Origin of the sequence: Streptomyces sp. NPDC058198, assembly GCF_042882605.1 — a bacterium.
In the GTDB taxonomy this organism is placed as follows: Bacteria; Actinomycetota; Actinomycetes; order Streptomycetales; family Streptomycetaceae; genus Streptomyces.
Genome location: NZ_JBHVVP010000003.1, coordinates 126,681 through 152,152, shown reverse-complemented (window position 1 = coordinate 152,152; position 25,472 = coordinate 126,681). Strand labels below are relative to the sequence as shown.

Genomic DNA, 25,472 nt, shown 5'->3' with positions numbered 1-25,472 from the left:
CGTAGAGGTTCACTGGGGCATGCGACCGATATGACCACTGTCGTCCCCCGGGTTGCCCCCGGTTGCCCGGGCCCTCTATCGACGGGAGGACCTCGTGACCGAGTCACCCCCCAAGACTCCGTACACGACGAATAACGTCGGCATCCCGGTGGAGAGCGACGAACACTCGCTCACCATCAGCCCCGACGGCCCGATCCTGATGCAGGACCACTACCTCATCGAGAAAATGGCCCAGTTCAACCGCGAACGGGTTCCCGAGCGAGTGGTCCACGCCAAGGGCGCGGGCGCTTACGGCGTCTTCGAAGTGACGAACGACGTCAGCCAGTTCACCAAGGCCGACCTTTTCCAGCCGGGCAAACGCACCGATATGCTGGCCCGTTTCTCGACGGTCGCCGGTGAGCTCGGCTCCCCGGACACCTGGCGTGACCCTCGTGGCTTCGCACTCAAGTTCTACACAGAACATGGCAACTACGACATGGTCGGCAACAACACGCCGGTCTTCTTCGTACGCGACCCGATCAAATTCCAGGACTTCATCCGCTCCCAGAAGCGCCACCCGGCCACCGGGCTGCGCAGCAACGACATGCAGTGGGACTTCTGGACCCTCTCGCCCGAGTCCGCGCACCAGGTGACGTGGCTGATGGGCGACCGTGGCATCCCCAGCTCCTTCCGGCATATGAACGGCTACAGCTCGCACACCTATATGTGGGTGAACGGCGGCGGCGAGCGGTTCTGGGTGAAATACCACTTCAAGACCGATCAGGGCATCGGCTATCTCGCCCAGGCCGACGCCGATGAGATGGCCGGCTCGGACGGTGACCACCACCGCCGGGACCTGTACGAGTCCATCGAGTCCGGGAACGCGCCGACCTGGAGCCTGAAGGTCCAGATCATGCCGTTCGAGGCCGCGGCCGACTACCGCTTCAATCCGTTCGATCTGACCAAGGTGTGGCCGCACAGCGACTATCCCCTGATCGACGTCGGGCGGATGACCCTCAACCAGAACCCGGACAACTTCTTCGTCCATATCGAGCAGGCCGCCTTCGAGCCGTCGAACCTGGTGCCGGGCATCGGCCCGTCCCCGGACAAGATGCTGCTCGGCCGGCTCTTCTCGTACCCGGACACGCACCGCTACCGGATCGGCCCGAACTACACCCAGCTGCCGCCCAACAGGGCGCGTACGCAGGTGAACTCGTACGCCAAGGACGGTCCGATGCGGTACGAGCCGTCGAACACGGCGATGCCGTACGCACCGAACTCGTACGGCGGCCCCGCGGCCGACGTGGAGAGGTTCGGCGACCCGGCGGGCTGGGCGGCGGCGGGCGAGATGGTGCGCGAGGCGTACCGGCTGCACCGCGAGGACGACGACTGGGGCCAGGCGGGCACACAGGTCCGCCAGGTACTGGACGACGCGCAGCGCGACCGGCTGGTGTCGAACGTCGCGGGCCATCTGGCGCAGGGCGTGTCCCGGCCGGTCCTGGACCGGGCGCTCCAGTACTGGCGGAACATCGACAAGGTGATCGGCGACCGGATCGCCAAGCGGGCGAACGGCGGCTGACCTGCCCCGCTGTACGACGCCGGCCCCGGCGGACGCGTGTGCGTCCACCGGGGCCGGCGCTGCGTCCCGGTCTCAGCGCGTCCCGGTCTCAGCGCGTCCCGGTCTCAGCCGAGCAGTGGCGCCGAGTCACGGCGGGGCAGGCCGTCGGCGCCCGGGGGCCCGCCGCTCTCCGCGCCGCCGGGGCCTCCGGTGCCGTCCGGGATCCCGCCGTCGTCCGGCTCGGTGGGCGGCGTGACAGGCGGTGTCTCCTGGGGCGTCTCGGGCGCCGACTCGCTCGGGCTCTCGGTGGGGTCGGGCTCCTGCGACGGGGCGGTCTCCGACGGCGTCTCGCTCGGCGTCTGCTCCGGTGCGGTCTCGCTCGGCGTCGTCGTCGGCGCCTTGCGTACGGGCTCCGCGACGTCCAGGTCGAACCGCGCGTCGGAGCCGCCGTTCAGCGCGCCCAGCGTGTAGTTCGCCCAGATCCTGGCGGGGAAGCCACCGCCGTTGGCGCGGCCCGAGTTGGCGGTGCCGGTCAGGGTGACCTGACCGCCGCCCTCCTTGGTCGACTCGCCGAACAGCGCGACGACCGTGGTGAGCTCCGGGGTGTAGCCGGCGAACCACGCGGATTTGTTGTTCTCCGAGGTACCGGTCTTGCCCGCCGCGTCGTAGGCGGAGGAATCGGCCTCGGCGCCCGAACCGTTGTCGACGACGCCCTGCAGGACATGGGTCACGGTGTCTGCCGTCTGCCGGCTGACCACCTGCTTGCCCACCGGATCGGGCAGTTCGACCGTACGGTCCTTGTGCTCGGCGGACTTCAGAATCGTCGGCGTGATCTTCCTGCCGTGGTTGTCGAGGGTCGCGTAGACCCCCGCCATGTCCCAGGTGGAGGCGTTCATCGTGCCGAGCGTGATGGCGGGACGCTCGGGGAAGTTCTTGTCCCGCATCCCGAGGTCCAGCGCGGTCCGCTTCACCTTGCCGGGGCCGACGTCGACGACCATCTGCGCGAAGACGGAGTTGATGGACCGGTTCATCGCGGTGCTGACATCGACGTCGCCGTAGTCGCGGTCGTCCTCGTTCATCGGGTTGAAGGGGGTGTCGCTGCCCACGACCGGCCGCTTGCTGGTGCCGTCGTACACCGTGCCGGTGTCGATCTTCCGGCCGTCCTGCGTCTCGGAGCCGTTCTCCAGCGCGGAGGCGAGCACGACCGGCTTGAAGGTCGAGGCGGGCTGGTAGTCGGAGCGGGTGGCGTTGGAGATCCAGTGCTGGGTGGCGCCCACGCCGCCGTAGAGCGCGACCACCCGTCCGGTCTTCGGGTCGACGGAGGTCGCACCGGCCTGCACCGTGGCATCTGTCTTGTTCTTCTTGCGGTCGATCTTGTCTTCGAGCTGCTTTTCGACCGAGGAGACGAGCGCCTTCTGCCGCTTCTCGTCGATGTTGAGGGTGATCGTCCAGCCGCCGGCGTCGATGTCCGCCTTGTCGACGCCCTGGCGGGCGAGTTCGTCATTGGCGGCCTCGACGAGATAGCCGGTCTGGCCCTCCATACCGGGGGCGGCCTTGGGCGCGTGCGGTACGGGGAACTTCAGGCCCTGGCGGACCGAGGCGTCCAGCCAGTGCTGCTCGACCATGTTGTCGAGGACATAGTTCCAGCGCTCGGTGACCAGCCTCTTGCCGGTGTCGGTGGCCGCAGCCCAGTCGTACTGGCTGGGGGCCTGGAGCAGCGCGGCGAGATACGCGCCCTGCGCGGCGTTCAGCTTGGCGGCGTCGATGCCGTAGTAGGCCTGGGCCGCCGCCTGGATGCCGTACGCACCGCGCCCGTAATAGCTGGTGTTGATGTACCCGGCGAGGATCTCGTTCTTGCTCATCTTCCGGTCCACCTTCAGGGAGATCACCAGCTCCTTGAGCTTGCGGGTGACCGTCTGGTCCTGATTCAGGTAGTAGTTCTTGACGTACTGCTGGGTGATGGTCGAACCACCCTGCTTGCCCTTGCCGGAGAGCGTGTTCATCAGACCGCGGGTCGTGCCCTTGATGTCGACGCCCGAGTCCTTGTAGAAGGTCTTGTTCTCGGCGGCGACGAAGGACCGCTGGACTTCCTTGGGTATCTGTTCGAGGCCGACGATCTCGCGGTTGATCTTGCCGGTACGGGCGAGGATCTTGCCATCGCTGAACTTGTAGACGTTGCTCTGCATCTCGGCCTGCGCGTTGGCGGTCGGGACGGGGACCACCAGGTAGATCACGAAGAAGCCGCCCATGGCGAGCAGGCAGAGGCCGAAGAAGGTGCCCAGCAGCTTCTTCGGCGTGAAGAAGCGGCGTATGCCGCCCTCTTTCGGCGCCCGGCGCGTTCCGCGCTGCCGGGCCTCTCTGGCTTCAGCTCGGCCCATCGCCGTGTCGCTCCGCTCTCAGGTCTCGTCGTCAGGACTCGTTCTCGTCGTCAGGACTCGTTCGCAGCTCTCACCCATCGGAATCAGCTCAGAAAGCTAACACCGCTCGCTATGACAAAGGGCGCCGATCCGGTCTTTTGGGTCGTGACAATCAGCACCCCCTTCACTGGAACCGACTCACGAGAGGGCCGGAGGGTTGCGGCATCCGTTAATGTGTAATCACAATGCTAGCTACCGCCGGACGGCGGAACAGTGAGCGGAACGGGGAACGACCATGCCTTCCACCAGCACCACCACGCCGGACGACCTGCCCGAGATGCCCGCACCACGGGTCCGGGAATTCTCCGCCCACAACATCGGCGGCGGCCTCGCCCTGCTGCTCGGACTGCTCGGCCTCGTCGCCGGCGTCGGCCTGGTCGTATTCGGCGCCACGCTCGCCTCGGCCGGTCCGAAGGCGGCGCTGATCGTGATCGGCGTACTGATAGGGATCGCCGCGTTCTTCGCGATGTGCGGACTGAACATGGTGGCGCCGGGCGAGGCCAGGGTCGTCCAGCTCTTCGGCCGCTACCGCGGCACGATCCGGACCGACGGGCTGCGCTGGGTGAACCCGCTCACCTCGCGCGCCAAGATCTCGACGCGGGTACGGAACCACGAGACCGCGGTCCTCAAGGTCAACGATGCCTACGGCAACCCGATCGAGCTGGCCGCGGTGGTGGTCTGGCGGGTCGAGGACACCGCGCAGGCCATGTTCGAGGTGGACGACTTCCTGGAGTTCGTCTCCACCCAGACCGAGGCCGCGGTGCGCCACATCGCCATCGAGTACCCGTACGACGCCCATGACGAGGACGGGCTCTCGCTGCGCGGCAACGCCGAGGAGATCACCGAGAAGCTGGCCGTCGAGCTGCACGCCCGCGTCGAGGCGGCCGGTGTCCACATCATCGAGTCCCGCTTCACGCATCTCGCGTACGCCCCCGAGATCGCGTCCGCGATGCTCCAGCGCCAGCAGGCGGGCGCCGTCGTCGCGGCCCGCCGGCTGATCGTGGACGGCGCGGTCGGCATGGTCGAGGCGGCCCTCACCCGGCTCACCGAGCAGGACATCGTCGAGCTGGATTCGGAGCGCAAGGCCGCGATGGTGAGCAATCTGCTGGTCGTGCTCTGCGGGGACCGCGCCGCACAGCCGGTCGTGAACACAGGCACTCTCTACCAGTGACCGAACGCAAGCAGGTTCTCCTGCGACTGGATCCGGCGGTGTACGACGCCCTGGCCCGCTGGGCGTCCGACGAGCTGCGCAGCGCCAACGCACAGATCGAGTTCCTGCTCCGCCGGGCCCTGGCGGAGGCGGGCCGCCTCCCCGGCAACGCGGCCCCGATCCCCCGCCGCGGCCGCCCCCGAAAACCCCCCGAGCCAACACCGGACGCCGTGGAAGGCTGAGCGCGAGGCGGCCGCGGGGCCGGGGCCCGAGCCCCGGCCTCCACTATAAACACGTTGTATAGTCGGCGGCATGTCAATCGGGCACACCCTCCTTGGGCTCCTGGAGTCCGGACCGCGTCACGGCTACGACCTCAAGCGGGCCTTCGACGAACGATTCGGCCACGACCGTCCCCTCCACTACGGGCAGGTCTACTCGACCATGTCCCGGCTGCTGAAGAACGGACTCGTCGAGGTCGACGGAGTAGAGGCCGGCGGCGGCCCCGAGCGCAAGCGGTACGCGATCACCGAGGCCGGTGTCACCGATGTCGCCCAGTGGCTCACCCAGCCGGAGAAGCCGGAGCCGTACCTCCAGTCGACCCTCTACACGAAGGTCGTCCTCGCGCTGCTCACCGGCCGCAGCGCCGCCGACCTGCTCGACAGCCAGCGCGCCGAGCATCTGCGGCTGATGCGCGTCCTGACGGACCGTAAGCGCAAGGGCGATCTCGCGGATCAGCTGATCTGCGACCACGCGCTGTTCCATCTGGAGGCGGATCTGCGCTGGCTGGAGCTGGCCGCCGCCCGGCTGGACAAGCTCGCCGAGGAGGTGCGTTCATGACGCCCGCCGGCTCGCTGCTCGTGGCCCACGATCTGCACAAGACCTACGGCCCGACCCCCGCGCTCGACGGCGCCTCGTTCTCCATCCACCCCGGCGAGGTCGTCGCGGTCATGGGCCCGTCGGGGTCGGGCAAGTCGACCCTGCTGCACTGCCTGGCGGGGATCGTCCGTCCCGACTCGGGCGCCATCGCCTACCGCGACCGCTCGCTGACCGAGATGACGGACACCGAGCGCAGCACCCTGCGCCGTACCGAATTCGGCTTCGTCTTCCAGTTCGGTCAGCTCGTGCCCGAACTGACCTGCGTGGAGAACGTGGCACTGCCCCTGCGGCTCACCGGCACCCGTCGCAGGGACGCCGAGCGCTCCGCCCTGGAGTGGATGGAGCGGCTGGAGGTCGCCGACCTGGGGTCCAAGCGCCCCGGCGAGGTCTCCGGCGGACAGGGCCAGCGCGTCGCGGTCGCCCGTTCGCTGGTCACCTCCCCGCGCGTCATCTTCGCCGACGAGCCGACCGGCGCCCTCGACTCCCTCAACGGTGAGCGGGTGATGGAGCTGCTCACCGACGCGGCCAGGTCCGCCAACACCGCCGTCGTGCTGGTGACCCATGAGGCGCGGGTCGCCGCCTACTCGGATCGCGAGGTCGTCGTACGCGACGGAAAATCCCGCGACCCGGAGTACGCCCTATGACGCTCCTCGGTCACCGGAAAGCACCCGCGCCCGGCCCCCCGCCCGGCGCCCCGTCGGACCGCGCGCGCCGCGGCTTCGGCGGCCGGATCCGTGACCTCGGGCTCGGCATACGGTTCGCCGCGGCCGGTGGACGCGAGGGCTGGGTCCGTACGCTGCTGACGGGCCTGGGGGTCGGCCTCGGCGTCGCGCTGCTCTTCTTCGCCGCGTCCGTACCGCAGGTGATCGACGCCCGGAGCGAGCGGGTCAGCGCCCGCACCACCCCCAACGCGATGTCCGAGGCGTGGGTGCGGCCCTCGGACACGACCCTCGTGTGGATCGACGCCGGGACCGAGTACCGCGGCGACACCGTCGGCGGTCAGCTGCTGCGTCCGGACGGTGCGAGGCCACCGCTGCCGCCCGGCGTCGCGCAACTGCCGGGCCCCGGCGCGATGGTGGTCTCCCCCGCCCTGCGGGATCTGCTCGGCTCACCTGACGGCGCCCTGCTCAAGGAGCGGCTCGGCCACCGCGTCGTCGGCACCATCGCCGACGAGGGCCTGCTCGGCCCGGAGGAGCTCTTCTACTACGCGGGCAGCGACACCCTGACCCCCGCCATGGGCGGCAACCGGACGGCCGGTTACGGCTCCGACGACGCACGCGAGCCGCTGCACCCGCTCCTGGTGGTCCTGGTCGTCATGATCTGTGTCGTCCTGCTGGTGCCGGTGGCCATCTTCATCGCCACCGCCGTCCGCTTCGGCGGCGACCGCAGGGATCGCAGGCTCGCCGCGCTGCGGCTGGTGGGCACCGACATCGCGATGACCCGGCGCATCGCCGCCGGAGAGGCCCTCTTCGGCGCGGTGCTGGGACTCGTCGTCGGGCTCGGGGTCTTCCTGGCGGCGCGGCCGCTGGCGGGCGGGGTACAACTGTGGAATCTGAGCGCCTTCCCGGCCGATCTGGTCCCGGTCCCGGCGCTCGCCACGCTGATCGTGCTGTCCGTACCGGTCGCGGCCGTAGTGGTGACGCTGGTCGCGCTGCGCTCGGTCGCCATCGAGCCGCTGGGTGTCGTACGGAACATCCGGCCCCGGCGCCGCCGGCTGTGGTGGCGGCTGCTGATGCCCCTCTCCGGGATCGCGGTCCTGGCCATGATCGGGACGGTCCGGGAGGGGAACGTGGCCGATCCGTACCCCATCGCGGCCGGCGCGATCCTGGTACTGGTCGGGCTGACCACACTGCTGCCCTGGCTGGTCGAGGCGGTCGTGTCGCTGCTGCGCGGCGGGCCCGTGCCCTGGCAGCTCGCCGCCCGCAGGCTCCAGCTGAGCAGCGGCTCCGCGACGCGCGCGGTCAGCGGTATCACCGTGGCGGTGGCGGGCGCCATCGCCCTGCAGATGATGTTCGCCGGGATGCACGAGGACTTCCTCAGGCCCACCGGCCAGGACCCGACACGGGCGAACATCACCGTCTCCGCCTCGGCCGGTGACGGGAAGCTGGCCCAGCGGATGATCGACGACTTCCGCGGCACCAAGGGGGTCACGGCGGTCATCGGCACGGTCGAGAGCTATGTGACCCGGCCGGGCGCCGTGGGCCCGTACGAGATCCAGCCCACCACCACCCTGACCATCGGCACCTGCGCCACCCTGCGGGAACTCGCCGCGCTGCCGTCCTGCCGGGACGGGGACGCCTTCGTGTCCCATATCCGCGGGCAGAAGGAGGGCAACGACTGGGTGGACGAGACGGCCCGCCCCGGAAAGCCTGTCGATCTCAACACCCGCTCCGTGGACGACGGTTCGAAGCCGGTGCGGTGGACGCTGCCCGCTTCGGCCCGGACGGTCGAGGCCAGGACGGACCCCGTGGGCCGCGAGATCGACGGCATCTTCGCCACCCCGGGGGCGCTCGACCCGAGGCGGATGCCCCTGGCCTCGACCACCGCCACACTCCGGGTCGACGACCGGGTGCCGGACGCCGAGGAGTACGTACGCAACACCGCGGCCCGGCTCGACCCGACGATGCGGGTGCGCACGGTCAAGGACGTCGAGCGGGACAAGCAGTACGCCAGCGTGCAGACCGGGCTGCTGATCGGCGGCACGGCCACTGTGGCGCTGATCGCCGCGAGCATGCTCGTCTCCCAGATCGAGCAACTGCGGGAGCGCAAGCGCCTGCTGTCGGTGCTGGTGGCCTTCGGCACGCGCCGGTCGACGCTCGTCTGGTCGGTGCTGTGGCAGACCGCCGTACCGGTCGTGCTCGGCACGGCGCTGGCTGTCGCGGGCGGGCTGACCCTCGGAGCCGTACTACTGCACATGATCGCCAAACAGGTCACCGACCCATGGATCTTCCTTCCCTTCGCGGGCACGGGCGTCGCGGTGATCCTGCTGGTGACGGCGGCCAGCATGCCGCCGCTGTGGCGGATGATGCGGCCGGAGGGCCTGCGGTCGGAGTGACCCGACGGCCGGGCGATCTGACGGCGGAGTGACGTAACGCGGGTGCCGGGCCGAAGATTCCAGCCCGGCACCCGCCGCCATTCCGGCCTCCGGGGCTCAGGCCCCCGCATGTGACTGGCTTCACACCTCGCACTCGCCTCGCGACGGACAGTCACGAACGCATAACGCGGGCGCCCGCTTGATCACCAGAGATGACCATACGGAACGCGCACGGCAACTACGCACAGCTTCCTCACATCTCCATCATGAACGAGCACGCGAAAAAACCACCTGACGCCCCGTCGGTGCACTCTTAAGCTCTCTCTGGCGTGCGGGAGTAAATCCGTTCTTGCTGAGTTTTCGCGCCACCTGTACGTGATTCGGCCAATTCAACGTAACGACAGGTGATATTCGGATGACCAAAGAAATCAAGCTCCTTCTGCGTTCGACCCTCGCCCTCCTCGTGGCGGTCGTCGGATGCCTCGCTCTGACAACTCCTCAGGCCGTGGCGATCAATGGCCCGTCAGCCGGCGTCAAGCTCAACGCCGGGGCGAATGCCGATACCAGAGCCGTCGCGGCGGCGGACCCGCAGGCCGCACAGGCGGCAGCGGTCGAGTGCGGAACCGGTTATGAACTCCGTTACGCGGAGCGGCTGCCCACCGCCGAGAACCGACTGGGCACTCTCTTCAGCTACACCAAGATGACCGGCTCGCGGTGGGACGCCTGTGCCATTTTCGACAACAACACCGGCGCCACCAAGTACATGAAGCTCAAGATATGCCCCAACACCGTCGGTGGCGCGTGTGCTCAGGACGAGGGCAATTTCAGTCAGTACGCCGGCCCCGTCCACCTCACCAACGCGATGTGCGGCGACATTACCGCGATCATGAAGAACACCTCTTCCTCCTCGACCTCGCTCATCAACGCAATCCGGGGAGCGACCGCCTGCAACTAAGGGCTGTCCCGCCCGGGCCGTGCTCTGCGAACCAGACACCTCGAAGGAGACCCTGAAGTGGACGAGAAGGTCCTTGCCGCGCAGAAGTGGGTCAACGCCACGTATTACGGAAAGGTTCCGCAGTACTCCCTGTGCCCGGAGACCGGCACCACCGGCTGGGCGACGATGTACTCCCTGACCCGCGCGCTGCAGCACGAATTGGGAATCACCACCCTCTCCGACAGCTTCGGCCCCACCACACTGTCGAAGCTGGCCGCTCGCGGCGACATCGGCTTCGACGAGCCGAATGCCAACATCAGGAAGATCGTCCAGCACGCCCTGTTCTGCAAAGGCTACTGGGGCGGTGACGGCGAGGGGACGTACAACATCGACGTGATGCTGTCGGTCGCCTCGCTCAAGCGCAATGCCGGCCTCGACGACACGAACGGCTTGGTACAGCCCAAGGTCTTCAAGGCCCTGCTCTCCATGGACGCCTATGTCCTCCTGACGAGCGGCTCGGAAAAGGTCCGGGAGATCCAGCGCTGGCTCAACGGCAGATACTTCAGCAAGTCGACGTTCTATGTGGGCCCCTGCGACGGCATCTATTCGCGTGACGTCCAGACCGCGCTCATGAAGGCCATCCAGTACGAGCTCGGCATCCCCGAGGACCAGGTCACCGGAAACTTCGGAGAAGGGACCAAGGCGGGCTTGAAGAACCACACCGTGGCCGAGGGAGACTCCGGCGTCTTCGTCCAGATCTTCTCCGCCGCCTGCGTCTTCAACGAGCCTGTCTACACCGGTTCCACGAGCTACATCACGTCGTTCAAGAGCACGTTCGACTCCTCCCTTCGCACATTCGTCAAAGAGTTCCAGAAGTTCTCGAGCCTGGCGGTGTCGGAACGCGGCAACTTCGCGACCTGGGCCCAGCTGCTGGTGTCGACGGGTGACCCGGACCGCGTGGTCCCCGGGTGCGACACCCGCTTCACCATCACCCCCGCCATCGGCAGTGATCTCTACGACGGGGGCCATCGTTATGTCGGACGCTATCTCTACCAGCCGCCGAACAGCATAGACAAGTACATCAAGCCCGGCGAGCTGGACAATATCTTCAAGGCCGGTCTGAACGTATTCCCCATCTTCCAGGACAACGGACGTCTCCTCTCGGACTTCGATTATCCGAAGGGCTATCAGCACGGGCTGCTGGCGCACGAGCGTGCCTCCTTCTACGGCTTCAACCGCTCCACCGTCATATATTTCGCGGTGGACTACGACGCGACCAGCGAAGAGATCGCATCCAATATCATCCCCTATTTCCATGGCGTGTCGGCCGCGCTGAGCAGCAAGGGGAAGCGCTACATACACGGCGTCTACGGATCGCGGAACGTGTGCTCGAAGGTCACGAAGGAGACCTATGCCCGGTATTCCTTCATCTCCGGAATGTCCTGGGGGTTCTCCGGGAACCTGGGCTTCCCCATGCCGACGAACTGGTCCTTCACACAGATCAAGGAGATCAGCAATATCCCGTCGGCCGACGGCCCCTACGACCTCGACAAGGACGCTCACAGGCCCGGCACCGACGAGGGCCAGAACAGTGTGAACAAACAGGCCTCACCCGCCGGTCCGTTCATTTCCTACATCGAGATGCTGCACGGGCTGGCCATCGACTACGGGAAGGGCGACCCGGACCAGCTCGTCATGGAGTACGTCCGGCACCGCGAGTACGGAGACCTCTCGTGGTGGGCACTCATCGGCGACCCGGACGAAGGCTTCATCTCCTACGCCAACGAGCACGGCGCGTTCGTCTATGACGAATTCACGGATCCCTTCACGGGACACCTCATCGGCGCCGAGCACTTGATGGCGACCGCCAACGCCCACTACGTCAAGGAGCAGCCCTCCAGCAGTGACCGGGGCGGTGCGGGAGATGTGGGCGGCTGGGCAGGCGACATCTTCACTTTCTACGGAGAGTGGCGGCGCGACAACGGCAGCTATCCGAACGGATACACCTACTGTCAGGACAGGCTCGGAAAGATCGGCGTGGACTCCACATTCGGGTTCAACGACCTGGTGGAGGACGCGGACGGCTATCTGATCGCCGAGCAGGTCCGCAGCGGCAAGAACATCGTCACGGCGATACGCGATCACTACGCGGGCAGCGGCGGCGTGCGGCGCTTCCAGGACTACTACACCAAGCGTTTCAGTGGGTCCACGGGAACGGCAACCAACTTGACGCGCTATATGCTGACCATGGAAATCGACCCCACCATCGCGCTGGGGCGCGAGTACCTCATCAGCAAGAACGCGGGCGGCAACGGCTCCGTACTCATGCCGTGGATGCTGCCCTCGGACAAGCTCACCGAATTCTGCCAGGGATTCGCCGACACCCTGAAGGACCGCGCCAGTCAGGAATCCCGGATGAAGGCACGCTATCTCGCCCGTCAGAAAGAGAGCCTGGGCGACTCCACATGAGCAACGCCCCCGCAGCCCGCCGCGGCCGCGCGGAGCCCTCGACCTGGGTGAAGGGCTTGGCGCTCAGCATCAGCGTCGCTGTTCCCGTCTACCTCATGGGGGCTTTCGCCGGTTTCACGCAAGCGGCGAAAATCTGCGGGGTGGAGTCCGGAAAAGGACCGTCGAACCGGCCGGATTCGATAACACAGGACCTTTTCCCCCCGTCCACGGTCTGCGGGTGGAACGACGGAACGTCCGTCGATCTCGTGCCGTCCTGGATCGGCCCGGTGCTCTTCGTGTGCGCGGCAGCCGCCGTTGTCTGCGCCGCCATGGCCCTCCGTGCAGCCGTCAAGCAGAAGAAGGAGCTTGTCCATGACTGACCCCGTATCCCCGGCTCCCCCCGTCGACCGCCGCCGCGTGCTCGTCACGGGACTGGGCGTCGCCGGTGGCGCGACCTTGTGGGCGAGCGGCATGAGCGGCCTCGCCACCGCCGCCGAAAGCGCCGAGTCGCCCGAGTCCGCCGCGGCCGTCACCGACAACGGCTGGCCGGTCGTCGAAAGACCGGAGTCGCACCGCGTCGAAGGGGCCGGCTCCCTGACCGTCCCGGTGCTGGACGGCGACGTCGCCACGGTGCTCCTGCATGTGCTCCGACGGTTCCACTACGAGATCACCACACTCGACAAGGGCGAGGTGACCGGACACACCATTACCAGCCAGAAGATCACGGAGCCCTACGAGAGCAACTACCGCTCGGGAACGGCGGTCGCGATCCTGCCCGGTATGTATCCCGTTGGCGCCAAGGGCGGATTCTTCCCGAACGAGCTGACCGTCATCCGGGACATCCTCGCGGACTGCGAGGGCGTCGTCCGCTGGGGCGGCGACGAGAAGGTCCCGAAGGAAGGCCACTTCGAGATCGCGGTGAAGCCCGGGGACGCCCGGCTGGCCCGGACCGCGCGGAAGATCGCCGCCTGGGGCCGGGCGCCGGGCGAGGGCGCCGGTTCCATCGACGCCACCGCCTCTGAGCGGCGCCGCGCCGCCAAGGCCCTGGAGCGACGCCAGAAGGCCGCCTGACCGGCGCTCAGAGCCAGGTCCTGTCCGGCGGATCTTCGCGGGACAGGACCTGGACAGGCGTGGACGCCCTGGCGGGAAGCACTCGTACCGGGAGCGCCCTCAGTGCCTCCCGCAGGGCGTCCGCGAACGCCTCGAACTCGCCGCCCCGCGCCGCTCCCGTACGCATCGCCAGCGCGATCCTGCGGGACGGCGCGGGGTCCGCGAAGTACCCCGTCGACAGCTGGTCGTTGCGTCCGGTCTCGACCTGCACCGCCGTACGCGGCAGCAGCGTGACCCCCAGACCGCCGGCGACCAGCTGGACCAGCGTGGACAGCCCCGCGGCGGTGGTCGTCACGGGCACACCGCCGGCCCGGCCCGCCTCCCGGCAGATGTCCAGCGCCTGGTCCCGCAGACAGTGCCCCTCGTCGAGCAGCAGCAGCGGCAGTTCCCGCAGCGCCTCGCGCGGCAGGTCCCGCCGCCCGCCCAGCTCGTGGCCGTCCGGCGCGACCAGTACGAAGTCCTCTTCGAACAGCGGCAGTTCGGTGATCCCCGGCCGGCCGAGCGGCACGGCGAGAAGCAGCAGATCCAGCCGGCCCGCCGCCAGGCCCTCCAGCAGGGAGGACGTCTGCTCCTCGTGCACCTGGAGATCCAGCTCCGGATAGCGCTCGTGCACCAGCCGGAGCACGGTCGGCAGCAGATACGGCGCCACCGTCGGGATCACCCCGAGCCTGAGGAGTCCGGTGAAGGGGGCCCGTACCGCCTCGGCCTCGTCCAGCAGCGCGCCGACCGCGTCCAGCACGGCCTTCGCCCGGACCGTGAGCCGTTCACCGGCCGGGGAGAGCAGCACCTTCCGGGTCGTACGCTCCACGAGCTGCACGCCGAGCACCTCCTCCAACGCCGAGACAGCGCCGGAGAGCGCGGGCTGGCTCATCCCGATCGCGGCGGCCGCGTCCCGGAAGTGCAGATGCTCGGCCACGGCCATGAAGGCGCGCAGCTGGGACAGGCTGGGCTGTTTGCCTCGCTGGCCGGGCTGTCTGACGTGGTGCGCGGCTGGTATCGACGCCACTGATAGGTACCTCCGATCACGACAGCCGAGTCTAGCTATTTCTATGATCAATGTTCTCTGTGCCACCATCAGTGATGCGTCCCACCCCCCGGAAGCCCCCAAAAGGTACTTCCTCCCCTCGCAAGGAGTGCGTGTGCTCACCGTTGGTGACAAGTTCCCCTCGTTCGAACTGACCGCCTGTGTCTCGCTGGAGAGCGGCAAGGAGTTCGAGGAGATCAACCACAAGACCTACGAGGGCAAGTGGAAGGTCGTCTTCGCGTGGCCCAAGGACTTCACCTTCGTGTGTCCGACGGAGATCGCGGCCTTCGGCCGGCTGAACGAGGACTTCGCCGACCGTGACGCCCAGATCCTCGGCTTCTCCGGCGACTCCGAGTTCGTGCACCACGCCTGGCGCAAGGACCACCCCGACCTGCGCGACCTGCCCTTCCCGATGCTGGCCGACTCCAAGCACGAGCTGATGCGCGACCTGGGCATCGAGGGCGAGGACGGCTTCGCGCAGCGCGCGGTCTTCATCGTCGACCCGAACAACGAGATCCAGTTCACGATGGTGACCGCCGGTTCCGTGGGCCGTAACCCCAAGGAGGTCCTGCGGGTGCTGGACGCGCTGCAGACCGACGAGCTGTGCCCGTGCAACTGGACCAAGGGCGAGACGACTCTCGACCCGGTCAAGCTCCTGTCGGGCGAGTGATCCGGCGATGGCACTCGACGAACTGAAGTCGGCTCTGCCGGACTACGCCAAGGATCTGCGACTGAACCTCGGCTCGGTCATCGGCAACAGCGAGCTGCCGGGGCAGCAGCTCTGGGGCACGGTGCTGGCCTGCGCCATCGCCTCCCGCTCGGCGAAGGTACTGCGCGAGCTGGAGCCGGAGGCCAGGGCGAACCTGAGCGCCGAGGCGTACACCGCCGCCAAGTCCGCCGCCGCGATCATGGCGATGAACAACGTCTTCTACCGGACCCGGCATCTGCTGTCCGACCCCGAGTACGGGACGCTGCGCGCCGGACTGCGGATGAACGTCATCGGAAACCCGGGCGTGGAGAAGGTCGACTTCGAGCTGTGGTCGCTCGCCGTCTCCGCCGTCAACGGCTGCGGCCAGTGCCTCGACTCGCACGAGCAGGTGCTCCGCAAGGCGGGCGTGGACCGCGAGACAATCCAGGAAGCCTTCAAGATCGCCTCGGTGATCCAGGCGGTGGGCACGACGCTCGACGCCGAAGCTGTCCTCGCCGAGGCCGTTCCCGCCGAGTAGCGCCACACATACGCAAAGGCCCCGTGGACACCAGGTCCACGGGGCCTTTACGTATGGCCGGTCATCCCGTGAGCGGGGCCGGCGGGGCCGGCGGGGCCGGACCGGGGATCACTCCTTGCCGTTCGCCGCCTCCGCAGGTGCGGGCGTGGCCGAGGGGGTCGCGGCCGCGGCCACCGGGACGGGCTTCGGCACGGGCGCGGGGGTCGGCGCCGTGTCGAGCGCCGTCGCGCCGTGCGGCCGGGGCGAGTTCCGCAGGTCCTGTTCCTGGCTGTACGCGCGGAGATAGCCGACGACGGTATTGGTCACCGCCACCAGCGGCACCGCCACCACCGCGCCGCCGATGCCCGCGACCAGTCCGCCGGCCGCGACGGACAGGACGACGGCGAGCGGATGCACCCGTACCGCGCGGCCCAGGATGAAGGGCTGCAGCACATGCCCCTCGATCTGCTGTACGGCGAGGACGACGAGCAGGACTATCAACGCGGTGAACACGTCCTGCGTGACCAGTGCCACGACCACGGCCAGGGCGCCCGAGATCACCGCGCCGACCAGCGGGATGAAGGCGCCGAGGAAGATGAAGACGGCCAGCGGGACCGCCAGCGGGACATCGAGGAAGTAGAGCCCGAGACCGATGAAGATCGCGTCGATCAGAGCCACCAGCACCGTGCCGCGCACATAGGCGGTGAGCGTGCGCCAGGCGCGCGGCCCGGCTCCGGCGACGCCCTCGCGGGCCTGGGCCGGGACGAGTTTGAGCGTCCAGTGCCAGATCTTCCTGCCGTCGTACAGCAGGAAGAGCGTCGAGAACATCGCGAGGAACATACCGGTCAGCAGCTCGACCATCACGGTCACGCCCTGGAGGCCCGCGGACGTGATCTCCTCGGTGTTGGTGCCGACGGCGTCGCTCAGGCTCTTCGCTATGTCGTTGATCTGATCTTCGGTCACATGGAACGGGCTGTTCAGCAGCCAGCGCTTCAGCTCGTCGATGCCGTCCCTGACCCGGTTGGAGAGGTCGTCGATGTTCTCCATGACCTGCCACACGACGAACCAGCCGACCAGTCCCATGAGGACGAACCCGGCGATGGCGGTGAGGGCGGTGGCCAGGGCGCGCGGCACGCCACGGCCCTTGAGCCGGGCGACGGTGGGCTGGAGCAGCGCCGTGATGAGCAGGGCGGCGACGAAGGCCAGCACGACCAGCTGTACGGCGCTGATGACCCGCATCAGTACATAGAGCATGCCCGCCAGGACCAGCAGCCGCCAGGCGACCTCACCCGCGACCCGGATCCCCCAGGGGATGGCGGCGACGGGATCGGGCTTGGCCGCGACGGCGGGGGCGTACGCGGGCGGCGCCGGGATGCTCTCCGGCGCGGAACGGGGGGCCGGACCGTCGTCGGCCTCGGCCTCGGCCCGGCGCTCGTCCAAGCGCTCCCCCATGCGGGTCAGTTCCGCACCCACCCGACCGAGCCACGCTGGCACCTTGGACATGACGTTCCCTCTTCCCCCAGGCGGTCTCTCCACTCACTCCCCCGGAGCCGTTCGAATCGACCGTACACGTGCGAAGCCCCCCACCGTAGGACGGTGGGGGGCTTCGGAAGGTTGAGCGCCGGTCGTGCCGGGGTGGTTCTAGTACCAGCCGTTCGCCTGCCAGTACGCCCAGGCGGCACAGGGGCTGCCGTAGCGGTCGGAGTTCATGTAGCTCAGGCCCCACTTGATCTGCGTCGCGGGGTTGGTCTGCCAGTCGGCCCCGGCCGAGGACATCTTGGAGCCGGGGAGCGCCTGCATGAGGCCGTACGCGCCGGACGACGGGTTCTGAGCCTTGTAGTTCCAGCCGGACTCGTGGTCCACGATGTTGCTGAAGCACTGGAACTGGTCGGCCGAGACCATCTGCCGGGCGATGGCCTGGACCTGGGAGACGCTGTAGGAGCTCTGCGGGGCGAAAGCGGAGGCGGAACGCACCTCGTCGCGGCTCGCGCGCTCCTCCGCTTCCTTGGCCGCGCGCTCGCGCTCGACCTTGTCGTCAGCGGCTTCCTTCTTCGCCTTCGCGTCCTTGGCGGCCTGAATCCGGGCCGATTCCTCGGCTGACTTCTTCGCGGTCGCGTCGGCGGCTGCTGCCTGCGCGTCGGCCTGCTGTGTCAGCGACGCGGTCTGCACCTGCGCCTGCTGGCCTGCGGGGATGTCTGCGAGGAGCGTCATGTCCGCTGCGGTCGCCTCGAAATTGTCGCCCGAGACCTGGGGGTCGCCCGAGGCGACACCCACGACGGCGCCGACGGTGGTGACCGCAGTGGCCGATGCCACGGCGAATCCCCGGACCGAGATCCGGCTCACACGGTGTCCTTCCAGCATCGCCCGCATACGTGACCTCGCGGACGCGATCGTGCCCCTGGCACTGGTCTCCGCATTACTGGGTCACGGGGAGACACGGGCCCGGTGGGCAACCCCCCTGCGGGGACTGCCGCGTGGTGCGCGGGCGGCATGCGGCGGCAGTTGTTGAGTTGTGTGGTGCTGCACCTCTGAAGGTGCGCGTGTTGCCGCATGCGGGGCCTGACGGAAGCAAGACTCTGCCGGAAGGCAACGCCGCGAGGCAATTCTTCCTTGCGTGTTAAAGCTCACACCCCGTTTGCCGCACCGGATTCACGGAAATGGCGGTACAGCATAGCGCCGCCCGGCTAAGCTTTCGGGCTTCGCCGGGCGGCGCCAACTGTGGTGATACGGGGCTAGATCTGACCGTCCTCCAACATTTCGGTCACGAGTGCGGCGATCTGCGAGCGCTCGGAGCGGGTGAGGGTGACATGCGCGAAGAGCGGATGTCCCTTGAGCTTCTCGACGACGGCGACGATTCCGTCGTACCGCCCCACCCGCAGGTTGTCGCGCTGCGCCACGTCATGCGTGAGCACCACCCGGGAGTTCGCCCCGATACGGGACAGAACCGTCAGCAGAACGTTCCGCTCCAGGGACTGGGCCTCGTCGACGATGACGAAAGCGTCGTGCAGGGAGCGGCCGCGGATATGCGTGAGCGGCAGCACTTCGAGCATGCCGCGCCCGAGCACTTCCTCGATCACCTCACGGCCTGCGACCGCGGAGAGGGTGTCGAAGACCGCCTGCGCCCAGGGGCTCATCTTCTCGGCCTCGGTGCCGGGCAGATAGCCGAGCTCCTGGCCGCCGACCGCGTACAGCGGCCTGAAGACCATCACCTTCTGATGCTGCCGGCGCTCCAGGACCGCTTCCAGGCCGGCGCAGAGGGCCAGGGCCGACTTGCCGGTGCCGGCCCGGCCGCCCATCGACACGATGCCGATGTCCGGGTCGAGGAGGAGATCGAGGGCGATCCGCTGCTCGGCGCTGCGGCCGTGGATCCCGAAGGCCTCACGGTCGCCGCGGACGAGCCGGATATTGCCCTCGGCGGTGACCCGCCCGAGCGCCTTGCCGCGCTCGGACTGGAGCACCAGTCCGGTGTGCACGGGCAGCTCGCTCGCCTCGGGGGCGTAGACCGTCTCCTCCGAGTACAGGAGATCCACCTGATCGGCGGCGAGCGACAGCTCGCTCATCCCCGTCCAGCCGGAATCGGTGATGGCGAGCTCGGCGCGGTACTCCTCGGCGAGAAGTCCGACCGATGACGCCTTGATGCGCAGCGGCAGATCCTTGGAGACGACGGTGACGTCGTACCCCTCGGCCTGCAGATTGCGCGCGACCGCGAGAATCCGTGAGTCGTTGTCCCCCAATCGGAAGCCGGCGGGCAGGATGCCGGGATCAGAGTGGTTGAGCTCGACGCGCAGCGTGCCGCCCAGGTCGCCCAGGGGGATGGGGGCATCGAGACGGCCGAACCGGAGACGGAAGTCGTCCAGCAGGCGCAGGGCCTGCCGGGCGAAGTACCCGAGCTCCGGATGGTGCCTCTTGGCCTCCAACTCCGTAATCACCACGATCGGGAGCACGACCTCGTGCTCGTCGAACCGGGACATGGCGTTCGGATCGGCCAGCAGGACGCTGGTGTCGAGAACGTAGGTGCGCCTGTCGGGCATGCGGCGCTTTGTGCTGGTCACCACGGAAGGACGTACCCCCTCGGATGAGGTCGGGGTGCGACGGCGTCGCGGGCGGGTGGGCCGGGCTCAGGCCCCATGCGCGGGCCGAGCTCCGGCCCTCCATGTCGCCCGTACGTCTCACCGCACGGTCGTCCTGGTGCAAAGGGCCTCCCGGGCGGACGGCCCCATGCCGTCCGCTGAGATGCGACATCCACTGACAGAACTTTTCGGACGTCGACCTGGAGGAGGTATGCCCTCGAACACGCGCCGCCATGCCATGGCATATGACGGACGGTGGATGAACCTCGGGTGAAGAGCCCGGCCGGTGCCTGGGTGACGTCAGGCGGGCGCGGGGCGGAAGACTCTCGGAGGCCTTGCCGGAGAAGGGGAGAGGTCAGGATCCGTAGCGTCGGCCACGCGCCGCGTAGTCACGCAGGGCACGCAGAAAATCGACTTTTCGGAACGCCGGCCAGAAGACTTCGCAGAAGTAGTACTCCGAATGGGCGCTCTGCCAGAGCATGAAGCCGGAGAGGCGCTGCTCGCCGCTGGTGCGGATGACCAGGTCGGGGTCGGGCTGGCCGCGCGTGTAGAGGTGCGAGGAGATCAGGTCGGTGTCGACGATCTCGGCGAGGTCCTCGAAGGAGGTGCCCTTGCTCGCGTGATCCATCAGCAGGGAGCGGACGGCGTCCGCGATCTCCTGCCGGCCGCCGTAACCGACGGCGACATTGACGAGTATTCCCTTGTTGCCGATGGTGGCCTGTTCGGCTTCCTTGATCACGGTCTGGGTGCGGGACGGCAGCAGGTCGAGCGTGCCGACGTGGTGCACCCGCCAGCGGCCGTCGGCCGCCAGGGCGCGGACCGCGCTCTCGATGATGCCGAGGAGGGGAGTCAGCTCTTCCTCGGGACGGTCGAAGTTGTCCGTCGAGAGCATCCAGAGGGTGACGACCTCGACATTGGTCTCGGAGCACCAGCCGAGCAGTTCCTGGATCTTGCTGGCGCCGGCCTTGTGTCCTTGCTCGGTCGTACCGCCGGACGCCTTGGCCCAGCGACGGTTGCCGTCGAGGATGACACCGATGTGCTTGGGCACCTGGGCGTGATCGAGGCGGCCTTCCACCCGGCGTGCGTAGAGCCGATACACCAGGTCGCGCACGTTCACTACGTCCACCTCTCGATTCCATGGGGACCGGCGCGTCCGCTGGCGGGATCCTGGGGCCGGCCCAAGGACCCCGAAGCCGTCACATTACTGCGCGGGCCCCGCAGTCTCCCAACCCGGCCTGTCACAGGACCGTGATAGGGAAGGAACCGTGACTGATTTCCCCGCTTACCTCGCAGCCGACGACCGGTACGACTCCATGGAGTACCGGCGCAGTGGACGCAGCGGCCTCAAACTGCCCGCTGTCTCCCTCGGCCTCTGGCACAACTTCGGTGATGACCGCACCCTCGATTCGCAGCGCGCGATCCTGCGCCGCGCCTTCGATCTCGGCGTCACGCACTTCGATCTGGCGAACAACTACGGTCCGCCGCCCGGATCCGCCGAGCTGAATTTCGGCAAGATCTTCGCACAGGATTTCTCCGCCTATCGGGATGAACTCATCATTTCGACCAAGGCGGGCTATCTGATGCATCCCGGCCCCTACGGCGAATGGGGCTCGCGCAAGTACCTGCTGTCCTCACTGGACGCGTCCCTGGAGCGGATGGGGCTCGACCACGTCGACATCTTCTACTCCCACCGCTTCGACCCCGACACTCCTCTCGAGGAGACGATGGGGGCGCTGGCGTCCGCCGTACAGCAGGGCAAGGCCCTGTACGTCGGTGTGTCGTCGTACACCGCGGAGCAGACCGCGGAGGCGGCCAGGCTGCTCAAGAAGATGGGTGTTCCGGCACTCATCCACCAGCCGTCCTATTCGATGATCAACCGCTGGATCGAGGACGACGGGCTGCTGGACACCCTGGAGACGGCCGGGATGGGCTGTATCTCCTTCGTGCCGCTGGCACAGGGGCTGCTGACGAACAAGTACCTGAAGGGGATTCCGGAGGGGTCGCGGGCCACACAGGGCAAGTCCCTGAACCCGGATCTGCTGTCGGAGGAGGTCACGCGGCGGCTGAACGGGCTGAACGAGATCGCGCGGCGGCGTGGTCAGTCCCTGGCGCAGCTGGCGCTGAAGTGGGTCCTGCGCGACCCGCGGATGACATCAGCGCTGATCGGCGCGTCCAGCGTGAAGCAGCTGGACGAGAATGTCGCGGCGCTGGCCGGGGCGGAGCTCTCGGCCGAGGAGCTCAAGGAGATCGACAGCTTCGCGGTGGACACCGCCGGGACGAACATCTGGGCCGGCCGGGGCTGACGCTCCACGGCGCGTGCGCACCTCGGTGCGTGGGCGCTCGGTGCGTCGGCTCGGTGCATCGGTGCGGCTGCGCGTCGGTGCGGCTGCGCGTCGGCACAAAAAACGGGCCGGTCCGTGGGGGGGATACGGACCGGCCCGAGGGGGGGTTTCCACCATAACCCTTCGTAAGTGGTGACGCGTGCCAGGACAGGCCGGAATGACGCTCCGGAAGACCCGTCCAGCCCGTGAAAAGCCCGGAATTCCGGGCTTTTCACGGGCTCCGCGTCCCGGCGTGGCGAGAAGACGCCACGCCGCGCCGTAACCCTGAGGAACGACCCCGACCCGGGGCGCCCCCTGCACACACGCGGACAGAAACTGACCTGTACGGCTCCTACGGTCGCCCCATGACGACGCGTGATGTGACCTGGACCGAAGCGAGCGCCCGACGGCTCGCGCGCCAGGGCCTGCTGGCCCCGGCCGAGAACGCCTCCCCCGCGACGGTGGCCGGCGCCATGCTCGGAGCGCACGCGCAAGTACTGTCCGCGGCCGAGCTCTCCGTCGCGCTCCGGCTGGACGGCGCGTCCCGCGCGGACGTACGCACCGCGCTCTGGACGAACGGCAGTGTGGTGAAGACCTTCGGCCCCCGCGGCACCGTCCATCTGCTGCCCTCGGCTGATCTGCCCCTGTGGACGGGTGCGCTGGGCGCGCTGCCGACGGGCCGTGATCCGATGCCCGCGCACGTGAGGATGACGCCGGAGCAGTCGGAGGCCGTCGTCGCCGCCATCGCCGACGCGCTGGCGGACACCGCGCTCACCGTGGACGAGCTGACCGAGGCGATCGTCGCGCGCACCGGGTCCTGGGCCGGCGACCGGGTCATGGACGCCTTCCAGACGAAGTGGCCGCGCTGGCGTCAGATCACGCACCGGGCCGCGTACCGGGGTGCGCTGTGCTTCGGACCCAACCGCGGCCGCAAGGTCACCTACACCCATCCGCACCGGCTGCTGCCCGGCTTCACCCCGATGGCAGGACCGGCCGCGCTCGCCGGGCTCGTACGCCGCTATCTGTACGCGTACGGGCCTGCCACCCCGCGGCACTTCGCCGGCTGGCTCGCCATGCCGAAGACCTGGGCCGGGAAGCTGTTCGCGGGGCTCGCCGCCGAGGGGGACATCGAGGAGACCGGCTTCGAGGACGGCCGCGCGTGGGTGGTGGCGGGCGACACCGCGTTCCCGGCGGAACCGGTACGGGGCGTGCGGCTGCTCCCCTACTTCGACGCGTACTCCATCGCCGCGCAGCCCCGCGAGCGGCTCTTCGCCGGCGAGGCGTACGCACGCGCTCTCGCGGGCGGGCAGGCCGGCAACTTCCCCGTACTGCTCGTGGACGGCGCGGTCGCCGGGGTGTGGCACCAGCGCCGCTCCGGGCGGCGGATCGAGGTGACGGTGGAACCGCTGGGCACGCTGACCGCCGGGCAGCGGCGGGAGCTGGAGACCCAGGTGGAGCGGACCGGCGAGATCCTTGAGGGGAAGCCGGAACTGACAGTCGGAAAGGTCATGGTCGGACCGCACGCCTGAGCGCGGCGGGACGGGCGGCGGGACGGTGGGAGCGTCAGGCCTCAGGCGTCGGGCTTCGGTCCTCGGCCGGGCTTGACCGCCTCGATCAGGAAGCGTGTCGTCGTCGCCACGAACGGGCCTTCGCTCTCGATGCGGCGGTGCAGCGCCTCCAGCCGGTCGCGGTACTCCTCGACCGTGAAGCCGGGCACCATCCAGATCACCTTCCGCAGGAAATAGACGACGGCGCCGATGTCGAGGAACTCGGTGCGCAGCGTCGCCGTACGCAGATTGATGACGTCGAGACCGGCCGCGTCGGCCTCGTGCCTGGCCCGCTCGGGGTCGCGGTGCCCCCGTGCCTCGGGCGGCTGCGGTCCCAGGAAGTATTCGACCAGCTCGAAGACGCTGGCCGGGCCGACCTCCTGGGAAAAGTACGTGCCGCCCGGCCGCAGGACCCGGGCGATCTCCTCCCACCACGCGCGTACGGGATGGCGGCTGACCACCAGGTCGAAGGCGTCGTCCGCGAAGGGCAGCGGCGGCTCGTCCGGATCGGCGACGACCGCGGCGCCGAGCGGATGCAGCAGGGCGGTGGCGCGCGCGATGTTCGGCGGCCAGGACTCGGTGGCCACGGTGAGCGGCGGCAACGCCGGTACGGACGCGAGGACTTCACCGCCGCCGGTCTGGATGTCGAGGGCGGCGGTGGCGCGGGACATCCGCTCGGCCATCGACCGGGCATAGCCCCAGGAGGGGCGCTCCTCGGTGGCTCGCCCGTCCAGCCAGGAGAAGTCCCAGCCGTCGACGGACACCGCCTCGGCCTCGGCGATCAGCTCTTCGAAGGAACGGGGACGGGGACGGGGGCGCGGCATGGAGCGATCGTGGCAGGACGGTTCCGGCGCGGGCGAACGCTTTTCAGGCCGCCCTACGGAACGTACAGAACGTCACGCGACCGGAACGTCACGCGGCGGCGAGGCCGCCGAGGACGAGTCCGAGCAGGGCGCCGGTGATCATGAAGGGGCCGAAGGGGATCGCCGACTTGCGGCCCGCCCGGCGCAGCAGCATCAGCCCGAGTCCGTACAGCGACCCCAGCAGGAACCCGGCGAAGGCCCCGACGAACAGCACCAGCCAGCCGTACCAGCCGAGGACGACCCCGAGCGAGAGGGCGAGCTTGACGTCGCCGAAGCCCATGCCGTTCGGATTGATCAGGAACAGCACGAAGTAGCACCCGCCGAGGACGAGTCCACCGAGCAGCGCCGTCGGCCAGGAGCCGGCGGCGCCGGGGAGCAGGGCGGCCGGGCCGAGCAGCACGGCGGCCGCGGCGGCGAGGGGCAGCGTCAGCTGGTCCGGGAGCCGGTGGACATTGCGGTCGACGAGGGCGAGGAGTACGGCGAAGGGCGCGAGCAGCAGCCATACGGCGAGCTCCGGGCGGGGGCCGGTGGCGGCGGCGAGGGCCGCGCAGGCGAGGGCGGTGATGAGCGGGACGAGGACGGAGGGGGCGTCGGTAACCGGGGCGTGTTGGCTTCCGGTGTCGGGGGTTCCCGTGTCGGGGGTTGCCGTGTCAGGGGTTGCCGTATCGGGGGTTGCCGTATCGCCGCCGAGGCTTCCCGCCGTACGGGACGGCACGGCCGCGTCACAGGTCGCGCACCGGGCGCCGCCGAGCCACCCGCGCGCGGGCCCGATGATCGGGTGTCCGGCCGGACAGCTGTCCCGCCACGTGTCCTCCGGCTCGACGGAGAGCCGGTACGCGGCGCGCGGCAGCAGCAGTCCGGTGGCTCCACCCCAGACAAGGGCGACGGCGATCAGCGTGGCGTACACATCACTGACCCTAGAGCCGCGCCCGGGCC

The 25,472-nt window shown here is 68.7% G+C and carries 22 protein-coding genes; 14 read left to right on the top strand and 8 right to left on the bottom strand.

Annotated features, from left to right (window positions below; translation table 11 throughout):
• Positions 1 to 94 precede the first annotated feature (94 nt).
• Complete coding sequence (locus tag ACFVWW_RS12950) at positions 95 to 1,558, top strand: catalase (protein ID WP_384181095.1); 1,464 nt, start codon at positions 95 to 97, stop codon at positions 1,556 to 1,558.
• A 104-nt stretch (positions 1,559 to 1,662) separates the two neighbouring features.
• Here ACFVWW_RS12950 and ACFVWW_RS12945 read toward each other — a convergent pair whose 3' ends face one another.
• Positions 1,663 to 3,915: a transglycosylase domain-containing protein gene (locus ACFVWW_RS12945; protein WP_386878425.1), complete on the bottom strand. Its 2,253-nt coding sequence runs from the start codon at positions 3,913 to 3,915 to the stop codon at positions 1,663 to 1,665.
• Between the two features lie 274 nt (positions 3,916 to 4,189).
• Here ACFVWW_RS12945 and ACFVWW_RS12940 point away from each other — a divergent pair, with 274 nt between their 5' ends.
• From ACFVWW_RS12940 to ACFVWW_RS12900, 9 genes are all read left to right on the top strand, one after another.
• Positions 4,190 to 5,125 (top strand): SPFH domain-containing protein, encoded by a 936-nt coding sequence (locus tag ACFVWW_RS12940; protein WP_384181091.1) that lies wholly within the window; start codon positions 4,190 to 4,192, stop codon positions 5,123 to 5,125.
• Positions 5,071 to 5,346: a hypothetical protein gene (locus ACFVWW_RS12935; protein ID WP_386878501.1), complete on the top strand. Its 276-nt coding sequence runs from the start codon at positions 5,071 to 5,073 to the stop codon at positions 5,344 to 5,346. The genes ACFVWW_RS12940 and ACFVWW_RS12935 overlap by 55 nt, the downstream gene beginning before the upstream one ends.
• Positions 5,347 to 5,416: 70 nt before the next feature.
• The gene (locus ACFVWW_RS12930) at positions 5,417 to 5,941 is read left to right on the top strand and encodes a PadR family transcriptional regulator (protein WP_384181089.1); all 525 of its coding nucleotides are present in this window, start codon (positions 5,417 to 5,419) and stop codon (positions 5,939 to 5,941) included.
• The gene (locus ACFVWW_RS12925) at positions 5,938 to 6,624 is read left to right on the top strand and encodes an ABC transporter ATP-binding protein (RefSeq protein WP_386878426.1); all 687 of its coding nucleotides are present in this window, start codon (positions 5,938 to 5,940) and stop codon (positions 6,622 to 6,624) included. The genes ACFVWW_RS12930 and ACFVWW_RS12925 overlap by 4 nt, the downstream gene beginning before the upstream one ends.
• Entirely contained in the window at positions 6,621 to 9,035 is a 2,415-nt protein-coding gene (locus ACFVWW_RS12920) for an FtsX-like permease family protein (protein WP_386878427.1), read from the top strand. The genes ACFVWW_RS12925 and ACFVWW_RS12920 overlap by 4 nt, the downstream gene beginning before the upstream one ends.
• Before the next feature lie 394 nt (positions 9,036 to 9,429).
• Complete coding sequence (locus ACFVWW_RS12915) at positions 9,430 to 9,969, top strand: hypothetical protein (protein ID WP_386878428.1); 540 nt, start codon at positions 9,430 to 9,432, stop codon at positions 9,967 to 9,969.
• Positions 9,970 to 10,026: 57 nt separating this feature from the next.
• Positions 10,027 to 12,417 (top strand): glycoside hydrolase domain-containing protein, encoded by a 2,391-nt coding sequence (locus ACFVWW_RS12910; RefSeq protein WP_386878429.1) that lies wholly within the window; start codon positions 10,027 to 10,029, stop codon positions 12,415 to 12,417.
• A 56-nt stretch (positions 12,418 to 12,473) separates the two neighbouring features.
• On the top strand, positions 12,474 to 12,776 hold the full coding sequence (locus tag ACFVWW_RS12905) for a hypothetical protein (protein WP_386878430.1): 303 nt from the start codon (positions 12,474 to 12,476) through the stop codon (positions 12,774 to 12,776).
• The gene (locus ACFVWW_RS12900; RefSeq protein WP_386878431.1) at positions 12,769 to 13,467 is read left to right on the top strand and encodes a hypothetical protein; all 699 of its coding nucleotides are present in this window, start codon (positions 12,769 to 12,771) and stop codon (positions 13,465 to 13,467) included. The genes ACFVWW_RS12905 and ACFVWW_RS12900 overlap by 8 nt, the downstream gene beginning before the upstream one ends.
• A 7-nt stretch (positions 13,468 to 13,474) precedes the next feature.
• On the opposite strand, the gene ACFVWW_RS12895 is transcribed toward ACFVWW_RS12900, so the two are convergent.
• Entirely contained in the window at positions 13,475 to 14,428 is a 954-nt protein-coding gene (locus ACFVWW_RS12895; protein ID WP_386878502.1) for a hydrogen peroxide-inducible genes activator, read from the bottom strand.
• A 217-nt stretch (positions 14,429 to 14,645) separates the two neighbouring features.
• Here ACFVWW_RS12895 and ACFVWW_RS12890 point away from each other — a divergent pair, with 217 nt between their 5' ends.
• Entirely contained in the window at positions 14,646 to 15,200 is a 555-nt protein-coding gene (locus ACFVWW_RS12890) for a peroxiredoxin (RefSeq protein WP_384181075.1), read from the top strand.
• A gap of 7 nt (positions 15,201 to 15,207) precedes the next feature.
• Positions 15,208 to 15,756 (top strand): alkyl hydroperoxide reductase, encoded by a 549-nt coding sequence (locus ACFVWW_RS12885; RefSeq protein ID WP_386878432.1) that lies wholly within the window; start codon positions 15,208 to 15,210, stop codon positions 15,754 to 15,756.
• Between the two features lie 108 nt (positions 15,757 to 15,864).
• Here ACFVWW_RS12885 and ACFVWW_RS12880 read toward each other — a convergent pair whose 3' ends face one another.
• The 4 genes from ACFVWW_RS12880 to ACFVWW_RS12865 all read right to left on the bottom strand — a co-directional run bounded on the left by ACFVWW_RS12880 (position 15,865) and on the right by ACFVWW_RS12865 (position 20,922).
• Entirely contained in the window at positions 15,865 to 17,238 is a 1,374-nt protein-coding gene (locus ACFVWW_RS12880; RefSeq protein WP_386878433.1) for an AI-2E family transporter, read from the bottom strand.
• A gap of 138 nt (positions 17,239 to 17,376) precedes the next feature.
• The gene (locus ACFVWW_RS12875) at positions 17,377 to 18,078 is read right to left on the bottom strand and encodes a transglycosylase SLT domain-containing protein (protein WP_384181069.1); all 702 of its coding nucleotides are present in this window, start codon (positions 18,076 to 18,078) and stop codon (positions 17,377 to 17,379) included.
• A 389-nt stretch (positions 18,079 to 18,467) separates the two neighbouring features.
• Positions 18,468 to 19,790, bottom strand: a complete 1,323-nt coding sequence (locus ACFVWW_RS12870) for a PhoH family protein (protein ID WP_384181067.1) — start codon at positions 19,788 to 19,790, stop codon at positions 18,468 to 18,470.
• Between the two features lie 370 nt (positions 19,791 to 20,160).
• Positions 20,161 to 20,922, bottom strand: coding sequence for an isoprenyl transferase (locus tag ACFVWW_RS12865; protein ID WP_384181193.1), 762 nt, complete (start codon positions 20,920 to 20,922; stop codon positions 20,161 to 20,163).
• 148 nt (positions 20,923 to 21,070) lie between these two features.
• Here ACFVWW_RS12865 and mgrA point away from each other — a divergent pair, with 148 nt between their 5' ends.
• Together mgrA and ACFVWW_RS12855 are read left to right on the top strand one after the other, a co-directional pair.
• On the top strand, positions 21,071 to 22,108 hold the full coding sequence (mgrA, locus tag ACFVWW_RS12860; RefSeq protein ID WP_386878434.1) for an L-glyceraldehyde 3-phosphate reductase: 1,038 nt from the start codon (positions 21,071 to 21,073) through the stop codon (positions 22,106 to 22,108).
• A gap of 383 nt (positions 22,109 to 22,491) precedes the next feature.
• Positions 22,492 to 23,655: a winged helix DNA-binding domain-containing protein gene (locus ACFVWW_RS12855; protein WP_386878435.1), complete on the top strand. Its 1,164-nt coding sequence runs from the start codon at positions 22,492 to 22,494 to the stop codon at positions 23,653 to 23,655.
• Between the two features lie 41 nt (positions 23,656 to 23,696).
• Here the strand turns inward: ACFVWW_RS12855 and ACFVWW_RS12850 are convergent, their stop codons facing one another.
• Both ACFVWW_RS12850 and ACFVWW_RS12845 read right to left on the bottom strand, forming a co-directional pair.
• Positions 23,697 to 24,497 (bottom strand): class I SAM-dependent methyltransferase, encoded by an 801-nt coding sequence (locus tag ACFVWW_RS12850; protein WP_386878436.1) that lies wholly within the window; start codon positions 24,495 to 24,497, stop codon positions 23,697 to 23,699.
• Positions 24,498 to 24,585: 88 nt separating this feature from the next.
• The gene (locus ACFVWW_RS12845) at positions 24,586 to 25,443 is read right to left on the bottom strand and encodes a prepilin peptidase (protein WP_386878437.1); all 858 of its coding nucleotides are present in this window, start codon (positions 25,441 to 25,443) and stop codon (positions 24,586 to 24,588) included.
• Positions 25,444 to 25,472: the final 29 nt, after the last annotated feature.